General features: G+C 74.5%; 18 protein-coding genes. 9 read left to right on the forward strand and 9 right to left on the reverse strand.

Annotated elements, in window-relative coordinates; all coding sequences use genetic code 11:
* Positions 1–24 precede the first annotated feature (24 nt).
* Together ACFPBZ_RS14140 and ACFPBZ_RS14145 are read right to left on the reverse strand one after the other, a co-directional pair.
* Positions 25–921 carry a diguanylate cyclase domain-containing protein gene (locus tag ACFPBZ_RS14140; protein WP_378036706.1) on the reverse strand — a complete coding sequence of 299 codons (897 nt, stop codon included), beginning with the start codon at positions 919–921 and terminating at the stop codon, positions 25–27.
* Positions 902–1,249 carry a DUF7793 family protein gene (locus ACFPBZ_RS14145; RefSeq protein WP_378036707.1) on the reverse strand — a complete coding sequence of 116 codons (348 nt, stop codon included), beginning with the start codon at positions 1,247–1,249 and terminating at the stop codon, positions 902–904. Before ACFPBZ_RS14145 ends, ACFPBZ_RS14140 begins: the two co-directional genes overlap by 20 nt.
* Positions 1,250–1,482: 233 nt before the next feature.
* Here ACFPBZ_RS14145 and ACFPBZ_RS14150 point away from each other — a divergent pair, with 233 nt between their 5' ends.
* Positions 1,483–2,436: an NAD-dependent epimerase/dehydratase family protein gene (locus ACFPBZ_RS14150; RefSeq protein ID WP_378036708.1), complete on the forward strand. Its 954-nt coding sequence runs from the start codon at positions 1,483–1,485 to the stop codon at positions 2,434–2,436.
* Positions 2,437–2,609: 173 nt separating this feature from the next.
* Here the strand turns inward: ACFPBZ_RS14150 and ACFPBZ_RS14155 are convergent, their stop codons facing one another.
* Positions 2,610–3,953 carry an amidase family protein gene (locus ACFPBZ_RS14155; protein ID WP_378036709.1) on the reverse strand — a complete coding sequence of 448 codons (1,344 nt, stop codon included), beginning with the start codon at positions 3,951–3,953 and terminating at the stop codon, positions 2,610–2,612.
* An 88-nt stretch (positions 3,954–4,041) separates the two neighbouring features.
* Between ACFPBZ_RS14155 and ACFPBZ_RS14160 the strand changes: the two genes are divergently transcribed.
* The 4 genes from ACFPBZ_RS14160 to ACFPBZ_RS14175 all read left to right on the forward strand — a co-directional run bounded on the left by ACFPBZ_RS14160 (position 4,042) and on the right by ACFPBZ_RS14175 (position 8,109).
* Entirely contained in the window at positions 4,042–4,692 is a 651-nt protein-coding gene (locus tag ACFPBZ_RS14160; RefSeq protein WP_378036710.1) for a polysaccharide deacetylase family protein, read from the forward strand.
* 150 nt (positions 4,693–4,842) lie between these two features.
* On the forward strand, positions 4,843–5,310 hold the full coding sequence (locus ACFPBZ_RS14165) for a VOC family protein (RefSeq protein WP_378036711.1): 468 nt from the start codon (positions 4,843–4,845) through the stop codon (positions 5,308–5,310).
* A 123-nt stretch (positions 5,311–5,433) separates the two neighbouring features.
* Positions 5,434–7,596 (forward strand): malate synthase G, encoded by a 2,163-nt coding sequence (locus ACFPBZ_RS14170; RefSeq protein WP_378036712.1) that lies wholly within the window; start codon positions 5,434–5,436, stop codon positions 7,594–7,596.
* A gap of 144 nt (positions 7,597–7,740) precedes the next feature.
* Positions 7,741–8,109, forward strand: a complete 369-nt coding sequence (locus ACFPBZ_RS14175) for a VOC family protein (protein WP_378036713.1) — start codon at positions 7,741–7,743, stop codon at positions 8,107–8,109.
* On the opposite strand, the gene ACFPBZ_RS14180 is transcribed toward ACFPBZ_RS14175, so the two are convergent.
* On the reverse strand, positions 8,087–8,980 hold the full coding sequence (locus ACFPBZ_RS14180) for a LysR family transcriptional regulator (protein ID WP_378036714.1): 894 nt from the start codon (positions 8,978–8,980) through the stop codon (positions 8,087–8,089). The two genes, ACFPBZ_RS14175 and ACFPBZ_RS14180, sit on opposite strands and share 23 nt — an antisense overlap.
* Before the next feature lie 106 nt (positions 8,981–9,086).
* Here ACFPBZ_RS14180 and ACFPBZ_RS14185 point away from each other — a divergent pair, with 106 nt between their 5' ends.
* Positions 9,087–10,184, forward strand: coding sequence for an FAD-dependent monooxygenase (locus ACFPBZ_RS14185; protein WP_378036715.1), 1,098 nt, complete (start codon positions 9,087–9,089; stop codon positions 10,182–10,184).
* On the opposite strand, the gene ACFPBZ_RS14190 is transcribed toward ACFPBZ_RS14185, so the two are convergent.
* Positions 10,150–10,752 carry a TetR/AcrR family transcriptional regulator gene (locus ACFPBZ_RS14190; protein WP_378036716.1) on the reverse strand — a complete coding sequence of 201 codons (603 nt, stop codon included), beginning with the start codon at positions 10,750–10,752 and terminating at the stop codon, positions 10,150–10,152. The two genes, ACFPBZ_RS14185 and ACFPBZ_RS14190, sit on opposite strands and share 35 nt — an antisense overlap.
* 93 nt (positions 10,753–10,845) lie before the next feature.
* On the opposite strand from ACFPBZ_RS14190, the gene ACFPBZ_RS14195 reads away from it, so the two are divergent.
* On the forward strand, positions 10,846–11,844 hold the full coding sequence (locus ACFPBZ_RS14195) for an NADP-dependent oxidoreductase (RefSeq protein WP_378036717.1): 999 nt from the start codon (positions 10,846–10,848) through the stop codon (positions 11,842–11,844).
* On the opposite strand, the gene ACFPBZ_RS14200 is transcribed toward ACFPBZ_RS14195, so the two are convergent.
* On the reverse strand, positions 11,845–12,201 hold the full coding sequence (locus ACFPBZ_RS14200) for a MerR family transcriptional regulator (RefSeq protein ID WP_378036718.1): 357 nt from the start codon (positions 12,199–12,201) through the stop codon (positions 11,845–11,847).
* Between the two features lie 45 nt (positions 12,202–12,246).
* Here ACFPBZ_RS14200 and ACFPBZ_RS14205 point away from each other — a divergent pair, with 45 nt between their 5' ends.
* Both ACFPBZ_RS14205 and ACFPBZ_RS14210 read left to right on the forward strand, forming a co-directional pair.
* The gene (locus tag ACFPBZ_RS14205; protein WP_378036719.1) at positions 12,247–13,005 is read left to right on the forward strand and encodes an SDR family NAD(P)-dependent oxidoreductase; all 759 of its coding nucleotides are present in this window, start codon (positions 12,247–12,249) and stop codon (positions 13,003–13,005) included.
* Between the two features lie 81 nt (positions 13,006–13,086).
* Positions 13,087–14,472, forward strand: coding sequence for an NAD(P)/FAD-dependent oxidoreductase (locus tag ACFPBZ_RS14210; protein WP_378036720.1), 1,386 nt, complete (start codon positions 13,087–13,089; stop codon positions 14,470–14,472).
* Between the two features lie 12 nt (positions 14,473–14,484).
* Here ACFPBZ_RS14210 and ACFPBZ_RS14215 read toward each other — a convergent pair whose 3' ends face one another.
* Genes ACFPBZ_RS14215 through ACFPBZ_RS14225 form a run of 3 tightly spaced genes read right to left on the reverse strand, consistent with a single transcriptional unit; the run spans position 14,485 to position 17,460 of the window.
* Positions 14,485–15,318, reverse strand: coding sequence for an SDR family oxidoreductase (locus tag ACFPBZ_RS14215; RefSeq protein WP_378036721.1), 834 nt, complete (start codon positions 15,316–15,318; stop codon positions 14,485–14,487).
* A gap of 39 nt (positions 15,319–15,357) precedes the next feature.
* Positions 15,358–15,993, reverse strand: coding sequence for a hypothetical protein (locus ACFPBZ_RS14220; RefSeq protein ID WP_378036722.1), 636 nt, complete (start codon positions 15,991–15,993; stop codon positions 15,358–15,360).
* Between the two features lie 48 nt (positions 15,994–16,041).
* A complete protein-coding gene (locus ACFPBZ_RS14225) occupies positions 16,042–17,460 on the reverse strand; it encodes an amidase (RefSeq protein WP_378036723.1) in 1,419 nt (472 codons plus the stop codon).
* Positions 17,461–17,874: the final 414 nt, after the last annotated feature.

Below are 17,874 nucleotides of genomic sequence, written 5' to 3' on the forward strand. Positions count from 1 at the left end.
AGGTTAGGAAGGCGGGGCGGCGATCTACAGGGCTGTCCGGGGACCGCCGTCGGGGTCGGGGTCCTCGAACGGGGCAACCTCGAACAGGGCCAGCTGCCCGGGGTCGGCGGGCCCGGGGTCGGCGGCGGGGTTCGCGCGTTCCCGCCGTTCGCGACGAGCCGGCCGCAGCGAGGGCTCGAAGATCCGGACCCCGCCGCCGGACTCCTTCGCCGCGTACATCGCGAGGTCGGCGTCGTCGAGCAACGTCGAGGGGCCCGGGCGGTCGGTGCCGAACCGGATGCCGATGCTGGCGTCGACGGTGCAGCGGTGACCCGAGACGACGACCGGCCGGCGCAACCGGTGCTGGATGCGCCGGGCGACGGCCACGACCTCGTGGGGGACGGCGTCCACGACGACGACCGCGAACTCGTCGCCGCCGAGGCGGGCGACGGTGTCCCGGGCGCGGACCGCACCGCGCAGGCGGGCGGCGACGACGACGAGCAGCCGGTCGCCCACGGCGTGCCCGTGGTCGTCGTTGACGGCCTTGAACCCGTCGAGGTCGAGGACGATCACCGCGGGCGGCGCGGTGTCGGACCCCTCGTCGACGGCGGCGGCGAGGCGGTCGGTGAGCAGGGTCCGGTTGGCCAGGTTCGTCAGCGGATCGTGCAACGCCAGGTGCTGCAGCTGTTCACGCGCCGTGGCCAGCTCTCGCGTGCGCTCCCGGACCCGCTTCTCGAGGTCGTCGTTGAGCACCTGGAGCTCCTCGGCGAGCATGTTGAGCCCGACGATCACCGAGTCGAGCTCGTCAGCCCGCGACGACGGCGCCATCCGGGCCTCGAGATGCCCGGAGGCGAGCTCCACCACGAACTCCACGAGCCGGTCGAGCCGCTCCTCGGGTCTCTCGCAGCGTTGCTCCCACTGGTCAGCGCTCGGCAGCAGCATCGCGCAACCAGTCGAGGGCCGCCCTCTCGTCGGTGAAGAACCGCATCGGCATCGGATGGCGGTTCACACCCAGCGCGAAGTTGGCGATCACCCGGTCCACCGCGGATCGACCCAGCAGCGCCAGCCGCGACACCGAGCACGGCCGCGCGAAGACCGACCGGGCGGACCGGGTCAGCGCGGCGGTACCGGTCATGTTCACCAGCATGGGCCGGTGAATGGGGCCGTTGAGATCGTCGACGATCCGCACCGCCGCGGCCGCCAGCTCGCCGGTGATCTCGAGTCGGGGGGCCCACGACAGGCGGACGATGCCGTCGGAGCCCAGCCGCACCGAGATGAGCCCCTCGGTGTCCGTGGCGTGCTGCACCCGCCCACATTAATCGGTTGTGTGCCAGGTGTCGGTCGGCATTAGACCGAAAGTGGTCGGTCCCGGTGGCTCCCCGGTCCTGCAGTGACCTTCGCCGGATGGATGGCAGACCGTCGAAGCATCGATGGTGTCGAGGGAAGGGTGCGGGGGTGGCCGTTGCTGTGCAAGACGAGAGATCGTCACCGGTAGGAGGGGTCATGGCACAGGCATTCGTCACGGGCGGATCGGGGTTCATCGGTCGGGCGCTGGTGCGCCGGCTGCTCGCCGAGGGCCACGAGGTCCGCGCGCTGGTGCGCAGCGACGCGTCGGCGGCCGCGGTCAGCGCGCTCGGCGCACGACCGGTCCTGGGCGAGCTGACCGACCCGGCGTCGTGGCAGGACGGGCTCGCGGGCAGCGAGGTGCTGTTCCACCTCGCCGCCGAGACCGACATCGCCGCGCCCCGGGAGCGGCAGGAACAGATCACCGTCGGCGGGACCCGGGCGGCCCTCGACGCGGCCCGGGCCGTGGGCGTCGGGCGGTTCGTGTACTGCGGGAGCGAGGCCGCCCTCCTCGCGGGGGAGCCGCTCGTCGACATCGACGAGTCCGCGCCGCTGCGCCCGGACTCCGAGGCGGCCTACTCGGCGACCAAGGCGGAGGCCGAACAGCTGGTGCTCGAGGCCGACGCGCCCGGCTTCACGACGGTGTCGATCCGACCCCGGTTCGTCTGGGGCCCGGACAGCAGCCTCATCGGCGGGCTCGCCGCCGAGGCCCGGCAGGGGCGGTTCGCCTGGATCGACGGCGGTCGGTACACCACCGACGTCACCTACGTCGACAACGCCGTCGAGGGCCTCCTGCTCGGCTGGCAGCGGGGCCGGCCCGGTCAGGCCTACTTCATCACCGACCGCGAGCGGGTCGTCCTGCGCGACTTCCTCGAGACCCTCTTCGGGATCTACGGCGTGGACCTGCCCACGGCCGAGGTGGACGGGGCGACCGCCGAGCGCGAGATCCCGGCGCCGGCCCGGTGGTTCCTCGGGCAGGAGTGCACCCTGCGCACCGAGAAGGCCGTCGACGAGCTCGGGTACGTGCCCGTCGTGTCGCGGGCCGCGGGCTTGGAGGCGGTCCGGGCAGCGATCGCGTCGTCGACCGTCGGAGCGCCCGCGATGACGTCCTGACCCTGGCGAACGGAGCGCGGGAACCGGGTCGTCGCGACCCGGTTCCGGCGCGGCTGTGCGGCCGGGGACGAAGGACCCTGCGACGACCGGTCCGATGGACACGGATCCACCGGGTTCCCTTCGGCAGGACGCGACCGACTCGTCGCCGGCTCCGGGACACCGCCCGGGTCGCGTCAGCGCAGGAGGTCCTCGACGGCCCGGGCGACCGCGAGCAGGCGGCGATCGCCGGCCGGGGCCGCCTCGAGGGAGAGGCCCACCGGCAGTCCGGTCCCGGTAATGCCGGCGGGCAGGCTCACGGCCGGCATGCCCGCCGTGGACCCCGGTCCGGTGTTGCGGATGACGGTGAGGAAGGTCGGCACCCGTCGACCGTCGAGGTCGGTGGTGTCGTCGTCGCCCAGCGGGGGCGCGACGAGCGGGACCGTCGGGTAGACGAGGGCGTCGAGCGGCCCCGTGGGGTGCTGCATCGCAGCGGCGTACGCGTCGCGCAGGCGGTCGCGGGCCTCGAGAGCCCGGCGGTACACGGCCTCGTCGACCGTGCCCGAGGCGGCCAGTTCGAGCGCGCCGCGGACGTCGGGGGAGGCGACGCGTTCGAGCACGTCGGCGAAGGTCAGGTGGCGCTCCGGGCCGGGGAGCGAGGCGAGGTAGTCCGGGAGGTCGCGGGCGATCTCGTGGAAGACGATCGGGAACCCGCACTCGGCGTCGAGCTCGTGGGCGTCGGCGACCGTGGTGTCGACGAGCTCGACCCCGCCGTCGGCGAGACGATCGAGGGCCCGTCGCATCACCTCGGCGGTCGTGGAGTCGAGGTCGTCGTAGAACCCGGGCCGGGGGACCCCGAGCCGCAGGGGACGCGCCTCGGGCAGGGCCGGCGGTTCACCGGTGACGATCTCGTCGACGAGGGCCGCGTCGGCGACCGTCGTGGTGAGCACCCCGACCGTGTCCCGGGTGTGCGAGATCGGCACGCCGCGTCCGGAGCCCCACCGCCCCACGGTCGGCCGCCAGCCCACGAGACCGCAGAACGCCGCCGGGACCCGGACCGAACCACCGGTGTCGGAACCGAGCGCGAACGGGACCACCCCCGTCGCGACCGCGACCGCCGAGCCCCCTGACGAGCCTCCCGCGCTGCGGCAGGTGTCGTGCGGGTGCCGGACCGGCCCGAACGCGGCGTTGTTGCTCGTGATCCCGAGGGCGAGCTCGTGCAGGTTCGTCTTGCCAACGACCGAGGCGCCGGCCTCCCGCAGGCGGGCCACGGCATGGTGATCGCGGCCCGGCCGGGACGCCGCGAGGGCCGGGGTGCCGCCGGTGGTGGCGAAGTCGAGGGTGTCCAGGTTGTCCTTCACCGCCATCGGCACCCCGGACAACGGTCCGTCCCCGACCTCGGCCCGGTCGGCCACCGCGATGAAGGCACCGAGGTCCTGCACCTCGTGCGCCGCCTCGATGCTCGTCGCGACGACCGCGGACGGCGGGCCACCGGGCGGGTCCCGGAACTGGTCGATCGACCGTGGGGTGCGTGACGACATCGGGTCCTCCTGCCGGGGCGGGGCGGTGGGTCACAGGGTTCCCGGGGCCGGGGTCGGTGCGCCAGGAGGAAGTCCACACCGGGCCGTCGTGACGATCGACATCATGGGTGGCGTGCTGCCGCTGGTGTCCGCGATCGGTCCCGTCCTCGGAGGCCGGGTCCTCTTCGCCGTCCCGACCCGGTCGCCCCGGTTCGTCCTGACCTTCGACGACGGCCCGGACCCGGCGACGACCCCCGCGCTGCTCGATGTCCTGCGCCGCCGGGGGGCGCGCGCGACGTTCTTCCTGATCGGCGAGCGGGCGTCGGCGCACCCGGAGCTCGTGGCCCGCATCGCGGCCGAGGGCCACGAGATCGGCAACCACACCTGGCGCGACGAGCCGACGTGGCGACTGGGGCCCGACGAGTTCCGGGACAGCCTCCGCGCGACCCGGCGCGCGCTCGAACCCCACGGCCCGGTGCGCTGGTTCCGGCCGGGCTCGGGCTGGCCGACACCCGACCACCTCGCGATCGCCGAGGCGGAGGGTCTGCGCTGCGTCCTGGGCAGCGCCGTGGCGATCAGCGGCGCCGGGGCCGGGACGGCGTCGACCGCCCGCCGGCTGAACCGGGTCGTGCGCCGCGGCTCGGTCGTCGTGCTGCACGAGGGCCCGCAGCGCGCAGGCGTGGTCGCCACGGTGGACGAGCTGCTGGAGCGCACCGCCCGCCGGGGTCTGTCGGCGGTGACGCTCTCGGCGGCGGTCTGAGGGCCCTCCGAGGGTGCCGCGCGACTCCACGCGGAACGCGTCCCGCCGGAGAGCTGTCGGACGATGACCACGAACCCTGCGAGATCGGCGTCGCTGGAGGCGGCGTCCGGGGAGGCATGAGCGGTCCCGCCGGACGGGAACCCCGAGCGCATGCTGCTGACCGGCGTCGACCACATCGCTTGCCTGACCCACGACCCGGCGCGGCTGGGGGAGTTCTACGCCGCCGTGTTCGAGGCCGAGATCGGCCCGACCGCACGGCACGGTGAGCAGGGCGAGGAGACGATGACGGTGATGCGGATCGGGCCGCACACCGAACTGAACGTCTTCACGATCCCGAGCAGCGACGAGGCCGACCGGCAGACCCCGATGTGGCACCGCGGACGCCTGGACCATCTCGGTCTGCGCGCCGCGTCCTACGAGGCCTTCGCGACGATCCGCGACCGGCTGATCGAGCAGGGCGGGTCGGACGGCACGGTCAACGACTTCGGGTCCGCGTTCAGCATGTTCTTCCGCGACCCCGACGGTCTGGAGGGGGAGGTGCTCGTCCCGAAGGCCCCGGACGGCTCACACCCCGTCCCGGAGGCCGATCGACGTGCCTCGCGGCAGGGGGACGACTAGCGTCCGCGCCGTCGAGTCGAGGACTGCCCGGGCGGGCAGGCGTGGCCGGAGCCGTCCCGGGCTACCTGAGATGACGGGACGGGAGTCCCGACGAGTCCAGCAGGCGAGAGAGGCGGTCCACCCGTGTCCGAGACGTCCGAACGGTCCGGACTGCAGGTCGACGAGCACCTGCGAGCGTTCGTCGAGGACGAGCTGCTCGCCCAGGTCGAGCTCACCGGCGAGCAGTTCTGGTCGATCCTGGCCGGCCTGCAGGAGCGGTTCGCGCCGCGGATCGCGACGGCGCTGGCCGAGCGCGACGACCTCCAGGGCAAGATCGACGCCTGGCACGCCGAGCACGGCGCGGGCTCCCGGGACGACTACGAGAAGCTGCTGACCGACCTCGGCTACCTCGCGCCCGAAACGTCGAGCGTCCCGACGATCGACGTCGACCGGGTCGATCCGGAGATCGCCGAGACGCCCGGCCCGCAGCTGGTGGTGCCCTCCACGAACGCGCGGTTCGCGCTCAACGCGGCGAACGCCCGCTGGGGCTCCCTGTTCGACGCGTTCTACGGCACCGACGCGCTCCCGCAGGACCACGAGCTCGCGAAGGGCTACGACGAGCGGCGCGGCGCCCAGGTCATCGAGGCCGCCGACGAGCTGCTCGACGAGCTGTTCCCGCTCGAACGCGGGAGCCACGCCGACGTCACCGCCTACCGCCCGTCGACCGACGGCCTCGCCGCCGACACGGCGGACGGCACGGTCGGCCTGGCCGACCCGTCGGCGTTCGCCGGGTTCACCACCCCGGACGACGACGGCCGGGGACACGTGCTGCTCGTCCGGAACGGCCTGCACGTCGACCTGGTGATCGACCCGTCCACGCAGGTCGGCGGGCAGCACCACGCCGACGTCAGCGACATCGTGCTCGAGTCGGCGGTGACCACGATCGTCGACCTCGAGGACTCGGTCGCGACGGTCGACGGCGAGGACAAGGCCCTGGCCTACCGCACGTGGCTCGGGCTGATGACCGGCGACCTCGTCGCGGAGTTCTCCAAGGGCGGCGAGACCGTCACCCGGCGGGTCAACCCCGACCGCGAGTACACCGCCCCCGACGGCTCGGCGCTGACCCTGCCGGGCCGCTCGCTGATGCTGGTCCGCACCTGTGGGCACCACATGACGACGAACGCCGTGCTCACCGCGGACGGCCAGGAGACCAACGAGGGCGTGCTCGACGCGCTCGTGTGCGCCGTCGCCGGCCTGTACGACCTGCGCGGCCTCGGCCCGCACACCAACTCCCGCGCCGGGAGCCTCTACATCGTCAAGCCCAAGCAGCACGGGCCGGACGAGGTCGCGCTGACCGTCGAGCTGTTCGCGGCGATCGAGGAGGCCCTCGGCCTCGACGCGAACACACTCAAGATCGGCATCATGGACGAGGAGAAGCGGACGACGGTCAACCTGTCGGCCTGCATCGGCGCGGCCGCGAACCGCGTCATCTTCGTCAACACCGGGTTCCTCGACCGGACGGGCGACGAGATCCACACCTGCTTCGCCGCCGGGCCGGTGCTGCGCAAGGGCGACATGAAGTCGACGGTCTGGCTGCAGACCTACGAGGACCGCAACGTCGACGTCGCGCTGGCCGCCGGCTTCGAGCACCACGCCCAGGTCGGCAAGGGCATGTGGGCCAAGCCCGCGGCGATGGCCGAGATGCTCGAGCAGAAGATCGGGCACCCGAAGGCGGGCGCGAACACGGCCTGGGTGCCCTCGCCGACGGCCGCGACGCTGCACGCGCTGCACTACCTGCGCATCGACGTGCACGCCGTCCAGGACGAGATCGCGAAGCGGGAGACGGCGGACCGCCGCCACCTGCTGGAGCTCCCGCTGTCGGACCCGGGCACCCTGTCCGAGGACGACGTGCGCCGGGAGCTGGAGACCAACGCCCAGTCGATCCTCGGCTACGTGGTGCGCTGGGTGGGGATGGGCATCGGCTGCTCGACGGTGCCCGACCTCGACGGGGTCGGCCTGATGGAGGACCGCGCGACGCTGCGGATCTCCAGCCAGCTCATCGCGAACTGGCTGGAGCACGGCGTCGTCGACGCCGACACGGTGCGCGAGACGTTCGCCCGCATGGCCGCGCTGGTCGACGAGCAGAACGAGGGCCAGGACGGCTACCCGCCGATGGCGCCCGACCTGGACGGCAGCGAGTCGTTCCAGGCGGCCCTCGAGCTGGTCTTCACCGGTGGCACCGAGCCCAACGGCTACACCGAGCGCCCCCTCACGCAGTGGCGCCGGAAGGCCAAGACGAACGCCTGAGGCCGGTTCCGCCCGCTCCCGACCGTCGTGACGAGGTCGGCTCGAGGTCGTCGACGACGACCTCGAGCCGGCTTGACGCATGTCAAGGTGCTGACATAGCGTGGTGTGTGTCAGGAAGCTGACATGACCCGAAGGAGCACCACCATGCCGGTCACCGGCCCCGACTTCGTCTCCCTCCAGACGAGCGACCTCGACGCCTCGCAGGCGTTCTACGAGCAGTACCTCGGCCTCGTCCGCTCGCCGGCCGGACCGCCGCACGCGGTCGTCTTCGAGACCAAGCCGATCGCCTTCGCGCTCCGCGACGTCGTGCCCGGCACCGATCTCGCGTCCGTCGCCCAGCCCGGGATCGGGGCCGCGATCTGGCTCCACGCCACGGACGTCCAGGCCATCCACGACGCTCTGGTCGCCGGCGGCCACACCATCGTCTCGGCGCCGGTCGACGGTCCGTTCGGCCGGACGTTCACCTTCGCCGACCCCGACGGCTACCAGGTCACCCTGCACGACCGCGCCTGACCCCGGGCGGGTCCAGGGCGTGGCGCACGACCGCCGCGACGGTACGGCGGAACCACCGCTGCGCGGGATCGTGGTCGAGCCGCACGTGCCACGAGAGCACCGACGGCACGGGGCCGACGGCCACCGGCAGCGGCGCGTGGGTGAGGCCGGAGGCGCGGGCGGTCACCGAGGGGATCGTCGTGACGAGGTCCGTCCCCCGCACGATGTCGATCGCCGCGTGGACCGTGGGGACGCTCAGGGTGACGCGCCGGCTCCGACCGACGAGCGCGAGGGCGTCGTCGATCGGATCGCGCGTGCGCCCCCGGCGCGACACGACCACGTGGCCGGCGTCGGCGAAGGTGTCGAGGTCCGCGACGGCACCCGCACCGTGGACGACGAGCGAGTCGGTCCCGAGGACCTCGTGGCGGAGTCCGGAGGAGCTCGGGACGGCGCCGCCGAGGAGCGGGCCGTCGAGGTCCGGCTCGCTCGAGGGGGTGGAGTCCTCGCCGAGCAGGGACAGCGTCGCCGACGGGGCGGACCGCCGCATCGTCGCCGCGAGGGCGGGCAGGATCGCGCTCGCGAGCGCGTCGTTCGCCCGCAGCACGAAGCGGGTGGTGAGGGTGGCGGGGTCGACCTCGACCTCGGGCGTGAGGACGGCCTTCCCGCGGGCGACGAGCTCCTTGACCTCGCCGCGGATGCGGTCGGCGTACGGCGTGGGGATCATCGCCCCGCCGGTCCGGACGAGGATCTCGTCCCCGGTGGTGGCCCGGAGCCGCCCGAGGGTCCGGCTCATCGCCGGCTGGGACAGGTGCAGGCGCCGGGCCGCGCCGCTGACGCTCTGCTCGTCGAGGAGGACGTCGAGGGCGATGAGCAGCCCGAGGTCGTCATGCACGAGCTGCATAGTAACCCTGCGAACTATGCATTGGAGTTATCACGAGGTGCGGCCTGTACTGGTTCCCGTCGGAGCGACACGGGAGTCGGGAAGAGGTGGAGGCGTCGTGCACATCGTCGTGGCCGGTGCGGGTCTCGTCGGTCTCACTGCGGCCGCGGTGCTGAGCCGCGCCGGGAACGAGGTCGACGTCGTCGAGCAGGCCGGGGAGATCCGGGCGGTCGGAGCGGGCATCGGACTGTGGGACAACGCGCTGCGGGTGGTGGGCGAGCTGGGGTTGCGGACCCCGGTCGAGGCGATGAGCAGCCTCGTGGACACGTGGTTCCGCGACCCCGACGGGACCCCCCGACGCTCCGAGGGCACGGCGGCCGCGGACTACCGGTTCCTGCTCGTGCCCCGGCCGGAGCTCAACGCGATGCTCGCCGACGTCGTGGGCCGGGACCGCATCCGCACCGGCACCCGCGTGGTCGGCTACGACGAGGGTCCCGGCGGGGTGACCGTCCGGCTGGGCGACGGCGGGGTCATCGCGGCCGACCTGCTCGTCGGTGCGGACGGCGTGCACTCGCTCGTGCGACACCGGCTGCGTCCGGACGCCGCCGCCCGGGAGCACGGGCGCCACACCGCGTGGCGGGCCGTCGTCCCGACGCGCGGCGACGAGCGCCCGGGAGGGACGTCGCTGACCGTCGGTCCGCACGGGACCCGCGGCGGCTACACCCGGTTGGACTCCGCCCGCACGATGTGGATGGTGAACCAGTTCGACGCGGGGGAGCTCACCGGCGACAGGCGCGAGGACGCGCTCGACCGCGCGGGCAACCTGGTCAGCGAGGGGTGGCACCAGGAGCTCCTCGCCATGATCCGGGCGACGCCGCAGGAGGCCGTCCTGGAGAACCGGATCCTGCTCGTGCCGCCGATGGACTCCTGGTCGGGCGAGCACGTCACCCTGATCGGCGACGCCGCGCACGGCCTCTCCCCGCACCTCTCGGCCGGGGGCACGCTGGGCATCGAGGACGTCCCGGTGCTCCGGGACGCGCTGGCGGGACACGCGGCGGTGCCCGAGGCGCTCCGGGCCTACGAGCAGGCCCGCATCCCGAGGTTCCGGACCGTCCGCGAGCACGCCGACGCCATCCAGCGCGCCGCGGACGCGACGGCCTTCGCCGACGCCTACGCGCGGTTCAGCCACTGGATGGTGACGACCGCCCCGAGGTGACCACGGGCCGGAGCCCGTCCATGAGGAGGTCCAGCAGGCGACCGGCCTGGGCCTCGTGCCCGGGCCGGGGGGCCACGGTGAAGATGCCGATGAGGGAGGCGGCGACGTCCTCGGCGAGGACGTCGCCGCGCAGGTCGCCCGCCTCCCGGCCCGCGTCGAGGATCGTCGTGATCGCCGTCAGCAGCTCGGCCCGGGTCGCGCCGTGGGCGATCTCGCCCGACTCGATCATCGCGAGCAGCGTGTCGAGCATGCCGTTCTTGGTCGCGATCCAGTCCCCGAACAGGTCCATCCAGCCCCGCATCGCCGCCGCCGGGGCCAGCCGGCCGAGCAGCTCCCGGGCGCCGGTCGTCAGTCGCACGACCTGGTCCCGGTAGACCGCGTCGACCAGCGACTCCCGGGTGGGGAAGTGCCGGTAGAGCGTCGCGATGCCGACCCCGGCCTCGCGGGCGATCGCCCGCATCGAGGGCTCCGCGTCGGCCGACCCGAACACCCGGGTCGCCACCGCGAGCAGCTGGTCACGGTTCCGCGTCGCGTCGGCCCGGCGTGCGGGCACCTCGGCGTCGGGCAAAACGGATCACGCTCCGGTTGTGTTACGGTCGGTCTCGTGGAAACGGAGCATAGTCCGTTTCTCGGGTCCACGGTCGCGCGGAGAGAGGCGTCCATGCAGGAGCAGAGCGATCAGCGACGGTGCCGGGCGGTCCGCCTCGGGTCCTTCGGCGGCCCCGACGTCCTCGAGGTCCGCGAGGTTCCCGTTCCCCGGGCCGGCCCAGGACAGGTCCGGGTACGGGTCACCGCGGCCGGCCTCAACCCGATGGACTGGATCATGACCGCCGACGCGGACACCGCGGCCCGGTTCGGCCTGAGCCTCCCGGCGGGGTTCGGGACCGACTACGCGGGAGTGGTCGACCAGGTCGGCGACGGGGTGACCCGGTTCGCGCCGGGGGACCGGGTGTTCGGGGGCGCCCTGTCCCGCGCGGTCGCCGAGCTCGTCGTGGTCGACGCGGCCGGCCGGGGAGCGGCCGACGAGGCCCGGCCGACCCCGGAGGGCCTCGACGACCGGACCGCCGCCACCCTCACGATCGCCGGCGCCACGGCCTCCGCGGCCCTCGCCGTGATCGAACCGGGCCCCGCCGACACCCTGCTCGTCGGCGGGGCGGCGGGCGGGGTCGGCGTGTTCGTCGTGCAGCTCGCCCGGATCGCGGGCGCGCGGGTCATCGGGACCGGCTCGGCGGCGTCGTCGGACTTCCTGCGCGATCTCGGGGCCGAGCCGGTCGCCTACGGCGACGGCCTGGCCGACCGGGTCAGGGCCCTCGCTCCCAGCGGCGTCACCGCGGCGATCGACCTGTACGGCACCGAGACGGTGCAGGCCGCCCGGGAGCTCGGCGTCCCGGACGGCCGCATCTGCACCGTCGCCGCGCAGGTCGAGGGCGTGTCGGCGGCCAACGGCGCGAACGCGGCCCCCGGCGCCCTGGACGAGGTCGCCCGCCTGGTCGCGGAGGGCCGGCTGCGGGTGCCGATCGCGGCGACCTTCCCGGTCGCGCAGATCCGGGGCGCGGTCGAGCTCCAGGCCGGTCGGCACGTGCACGGCAAGATCGTCGTCGACCTCGAGGGCCCGCGCGACGAGGCCGGCGCCCGGGGCTCCACCCGGATGACCGGCTAGTCAGACCCCGCCCTTCGCCAGGAAGTGGTCGAGGGTGCGGCGCCGCTGGGCGATGCGCTCCTCCTGCGCCACCAGCGCGGCACGCACCTGGTGGGCGCGGGCGAGCAGGGCGGAGCAGTCCCCGGCCGGGCGCTGCCCGTGGCGGCAGGGCAGCACGTCGCGGACGACGTCGGACGGCAGGCCGGCGCTGAAGAGGTCCTGGATGAAGGCGACGGTGTCGACCGCGTCGGGCGTGTAGTCGCGGTAGCCGTTGGGCAGGCGCTCGCCCACCAGCAGCCCCTGCTCCTCGTAGTAGCGCAGCGACCGGGTGCTCACGCCGGTCTGCTTGCTGAGCTCGCCGATCCGCATGCTCACCATCAGGCCTTGACCTTCACGTCCATGTCAACGTCTAGCGTCGCCGACATGACCACAGCAGCACAGATGCGGGGGCGGACCGCCCTCGTCACCGGGGCGTCGGGCGGGATCGGGAGGGCGATCGCCGAGCAGCTCGGCGACCACGGGGCGGACGTCGTGCTCGTCGGCCGCAACGAGGCGGCGCTCGAGGAGGCCGCCGCCACCGTGCGGGCCCGGGGCGGGACGAGCCGCACGATCGCCCTCGACCTCGCCGACCCGGCGGCGCCGCGCAAGCTCGTCGAGCAGGTCGGGGAGGTGGAACTGCTGGTGAACAACGCCGGCGTCGCCCCCGGCGGCCCGATGGTCGACGCCGACGCCGACGCCGCCGACCTGCGCGGCATGCTCGACCTCAACGTCGCCGCCCTCACCGAGCTCACCGCCCTGCTGCTCCCGGCGATGGTCGCGCGGGGGCACGGCAGCGTGCTGAACCTCGCCAGCGTCGCGGGCTACATGCCGGCGCCGGGGCTGGCGGCCTACGCGGCGTCGAAGACCTACGTCCTCGCCCTGAGCCGGGCGCTGTGGACCGAGGTGCGCGGCACCGGCGTGCGGGTCGTCTCGGTGAGCCCCGGCGCGACGAGGACCGCGATGAACCCCCGAGGTACACGGACCGCGGACCAGGTGGCGACGACCGCCCTGGCCGCACTCGCCGGGACGGCCCCGGCGGTGATCGACGGTCGGGCCAACGCGATCCTGGGTCGCCTGTTCGAGGCCCTGCCGGCCCGGGTCGCCGGCCCGCTCGCCGGCTGGGCGATGGCGCGCTTCGGCTGACGGACGTACCCGGTCGATCCTCCCCGGGGTGGGCGCCGCGACGCGGTTTCGTCGCGGTCGCCCATCGGGGAAGTAGGGGCCGTGACGAGCGCGGAGAAGGACCTCCAGCCCGGTACCACCTCCGACGGCCACCGGCCCCGGGTCGTCGTCGTGGGCAGCGGCTTCGCCGGCTACCACGCGGTGAAGACGCTGGCCCGGACCCTGGGCGACGCGGTGGACGTCGTGCTGGTGAGCCCGACGAACTACTTCCTCTACCTGCCGCTGCTGCCCGAGGTGTCGAGCGGGGTCCTGGAGCCGCGGCGCATCTCGGTGTCGTTGAGCGAGACCCTGCCGCGGACCGTGACCCACGCCCACGGCGAGGTCGACGACATCGACCTCGAGGGGCGGCGGGTGCGCTGGATGGACCCGGAGGGCCGCCACCACACCTCCGGCTACGACCGCCTCGTGCTCGCGGTCGGCAGCGTCCACAAGCTGATGCCGATCCCCGGGCTCAGCGAGTACGCCCACGGCTTCCGCGGCATCCCGGAGGCCCTCTACCTGCGGGACCACCTGATCCGGCAGATCGACCTCGCGGTCGGGTCCGACGACCCCGAGGAGCGCCGCGCCCGGCTCACGTTCGTCGTGGTCGGGGCGGGCTACACCGGCACGGAGGTCGCCGCGCAGGGGCAGCTGTTCACCCGCGACCTCGCCCGGACGCGGGGCCTGGGGGAGGACGCCGTGCGGTGGCTGCTCGTCACCCGCGGCGAGGTCCTCTCCGGGCTCGACCCGCACCTCGGTCGGACCGCGGACCGGGTGCTCCGGGAGCGGGGGATCGAGGTGCGCACCGGCGAGACCGTCGAGGAGGCGACGGCCGACGGCGTCCGCCTGCACGGCGGCGAGGAGGTGCCGACCCGCACCATCGTCTGGTGCGTCGGCGTACGCCCCGACCCGCTCGTCGAGGCCTTCGGCCTCGAGCTCGCGCAGGGCCGCCTCGTCGTCGGGAAGGACCTCACCGTGCCCGGCCACCCTGAGGTCTTCGCCTGCGGGGACGCCGCCGCGGTGCCGGACTTCCGCCGTCCCGGGCAGTACACGGCCATGACCGCGCAGCACGCCGAGCGCCAGGGCCGGCTCGCGGGCCGCAACGTCGCGGCGTCCCTGCGGGGCGGGCGGCTGCGGTCCTACCGGCACCGCGACCTCGGCTTCGTCGTCGACCTCGGCAGCACCGACGCCGCCGCCAACCCCCTGCACGTCCGCCTCTCCGGCTTCCCCGCGAAGGCGGTGGCCCGCGGCTACCACCTGCTTTCGATGCCCGGGAACCGGCTGCGCACGGCCACGGACTGGCTCCTCGACGCCGTCCTGCCGCGGCAGTCGACCCAGCTCGGCATCGTGCGCTCGACGTCGGTGCCCCTCGACTCGTCCTCGCCGGAGGTGCCCCACCACCCGCAGATGGCGTTCCCGCCGGAGCGGGGGAGCGGGAGCGGCGGCTGAGCCGGGCCCGCCTCAGCCCTGCGCGAGGTGGGCGACGTGCTGCCAGGCCCGCCAGGTCTCCAGACGCGACGCGTAGTCGGCCTCGGCGATCCCGAGCGGCGCGTCGCCGAAGAACACCCGCAGCGGCGGCTCGTCGGCGTCGACGATCTCCATGACCGCCCGGGCACTGGCGGCGGGGTCGCCGGGCGCGCTCATGCGGCCCTTGCGGGCCTCCGCGGCCTGCTCGCGGACCCCGTCGTAGGCCGGGAGCGCCGTCGCGTGGCGCGCCGAGGAGCCGCCCCAGTCGGTGGAGAAGCCGCCCGGCTCGATGAGGGTGACGTGGATGCCGAAGCCCGCGACCTCCTGGGCCAGGGCCTGGCTGAAGCCCTCGAGGGCCCACTTCGACGCGTGGTAGGCGCCGACGTTCTGGAACGCGGAGATGCCGCCGATCGAGGAGACCTGCAGCAGGTGGCCCGAGCCCTGCTCGCGCAGCAGCGGCAGGGCGGCCTGCGTGACCCACATGGCGCCGAAGACGTTGGTCTCGATCTGCGCCCGGAAGTCGTCCTCGCTGAGCTCCTCGATCATGCCGAACTGCCCGTAGCCCGCGTTGTTGACCACGACGTCGAGGCGGCCGAACTGCTCGTGCGCCCGCTCGACCGCCGCGAAGCACGCGGCGCGGTCGGTGACGTCGAGGTCCAGCGTCAGGACGCGGTCGCCGTAGGTGGCGACGAGGTCGTCGAGCGAGCTCGCGTCGCGCGCGGTCGCGACGACCGAGTCGCCGCGCTCCAGGGCCGCGACCGCCCACTCCCGGCCGAAGCCGCGCGAGGTGCCCGTGATGAACCAGATCCTGCCGTTCGGAGTACTCACACCCCCGACGGTAGGAGTTCGAGCGCGCTCGAAGGCAAGTCAGCCGGGGGTGGGCCGCGCCACGCGGAGGGTGAACGACGTCCGCGGGTGCCCGCTCGGGCCGTCGACCGCGTGCAGCGGCCGGTCGTCCTCGACGCCGGCGAGCCCGGGGCCGCGCAGCACCACGAGGCTGCCGGCGTCGGCGTCGAAGGACCGGACCGTGGTGCCCTCCCGGTCCGAGCACTGCCGCAGCCGGGCCGAGCCCTCGAGGGTGAGGATCGCGACGAGGCCGCGGTGGCGCCGCCCGTCGCGGTGCACGGAGATGCCCGAGCTGCCCGGGAGGTAGCGCTGCACCGTGATCTCGTCGGGGTGCCACTCCGCCAGTCCGTCGATCTCCGCGGTGTGCTCGTGGACGGCCGCGACGACGGCGGCGTGCAGGGACCGCACCGCGGGCCACCGGTCGATCTCCGCCCCGGTGAGCACGAGGTGCTCGCCCTCCTGCCGCACCCCGAACGGCCCCTCGACCGGCGGCAGTGGGACGAAGGCCCCGGCGGCGAGCTCGTCGAGGACGGCCCGGCGCAGCACCCCGGGGACCACGCCGGCCTCGTGGGCGGCGCCGTCGCGGACCGTCCGGTGCAGCACCGCGCCGAGATCACGGGCGAGCCCGGGCAGTGACGTCGCTCGTCGGGAGGACACCCCGTGAGGGTCCCACCGATCGTGCGGGTGGGGGTGCCGCGGACCGACTCACGGGCGGTGCTGCTCCCAGGGCAGCGCCCGCTCGAGGTCGCCGGCCAGCGCGAGCAGCGTCGCCTCCGCGCCGTAGGCGGCGCCGAGCTGCACCCCGACCGGCCAGCCTTCCTCGGTGCGCCCGAGCGGCAGCGAGATCGCCGGGTTGCCGGTCACGTTCGAGAGGGCCGTGAAGCCGGCCGTGGAGAAGATGTGGTCGTACCAGCCGCGGGCGTCGCGGCTCGCGTCGTCCTGGTCGAGGTACCCGAGCGGGGTGTTGGGCACGTTCATCGTCGGGGACAGGACGACGTCGTGGCGCTGGTGGCACGCGGCGACGGCGCGCCGGGTCGCGTTGAAGACGCGGTCGGCGGCGTACAGGTCCGAGGCCCGCAGCCCGCGCCCGTACTCGGCGCACGCGAGCGTCGCCGCCTCGAGGACGTCGGGGCCGGGCTCGACCCCGAGGGCGGCGGCCAGTCCGTCGACCCCGTCGGCGAGGAAGCTCGCCCACCCGACGAGGTTGGCGGCGTCGAACGCGTCGGCGTCCAGGTCGAGGTCGGCGGTCTCGACCACGTGGCCCAGGCCCTCCAGGGCCCGCGCCACCGCCTCGGTCGCCTCCACGCAGCGGGGGTCGACGGACCCGGAGCCGGAGAAGGGCGTCGTCCGCAGGGCCACCCGGAGCGGCCGGCTGCCGGCCGTGACCTCGTCGAGGAACGGCCGCTGCGGGTCCGGCAGGAGGTAGCGGTCGCCGGGCTCGTGGCCGTGGACGGCGTCGAGCAGGCCGGCGCAGTCGCGCACGGTGCGGGTGAGCACGAACTCGATCCCCATCCCGAGCAGCGGGTCGGCGTAGTCGGGGCCGGGGGAGGTGCGGCCCTGGCTGGGCTTGAGCCCCACCAGCCCGCAGGAGGCGGCCGGGATGCGGATCGAGCCGCCGCCGTCGCTGGCGTGGGCCACGGGCAGGGCGCGGGCGGCCACGAGCGCGGCCGAGCCGCCCGACGAGCCGCCGGCGCTGCGGCTCGTGTCCCACGGGTTGTGCACCGGCCCGTTCGACACCGGCTCGGTGGTGGCGTTGAAGCCGAGCTCGGGGGTGGCGGTCCTCCCCAGCGTGGCGAGCCCCGCCCGGCGGAAGCGGGTCATGAGGTGGGTGTCGGCGGGCATCGGGACGCCCGGACCGAGCATGCGGGTCCCGGCGGCCTGCGGGACCCCCTCCGCGTGCAGGATCAGGTCCTTGATCGCGAACGGGACCCCGGCGAACGGCCCGTCCGCGGCGTAGTCCAGCGGGGAGTCGAACCGCGTCCCGACGAGCGCGTTGAGCTCCGGGTTGACGGCGTCGAGGGCGGTGGTCGCGGCCTCCTGGAGCTCGGCGGCCGACACCTGGCGGTCGCGGACGAGCGCGGCCAGGGCGGTGGCGTCGAGGTCGGCGTACTCGTGGGCGTCCATGGGTTCCTCCCGGGGTCGTGGCGACGCGGACGCTAGGGAGCGGACCGGGACCGCACATCGGTCGATCGACGGATGCGCCGTGCTGGTCCGAGCCGTGGTGCCGGCGGTAGCGTCCGGCCATGCCCGCCGTCGCGGCGGCCCGCCGCCTGCGGTCGTTCCTGCGCCTCCACGGGTGCCGCACGCCCGGTGCCGCCCGGGTCGTCCTCGACGGGCTGCACGAGGTGGTTCCCGCCGACTGCGCGGCGGTCTCGCTGTGGGACCCGGCGGCCGGCGCGCACCGGACCCTCGCCTCGTCCTACCCCGCCCCGGTCGCGCCGCTGCTCGACGGCCGGATGCACACCGACCGCCTGTTCACCCTGGTGCGGGACCGGGGGTGCGCGCACGGTCGCCACCCACGTCGAGCACGTCCTCGGC

The organism is Actinomycetospora atypica (assembly GCF_042653685.1).
Taxonomy (GTDB): domain Bacteria; phylum Actinomycetota; class Actinomycetes; order Mycobacteriales; family Pseudonocardiaceae; genus Actinomycetospora; species Actinomycetospora atypica.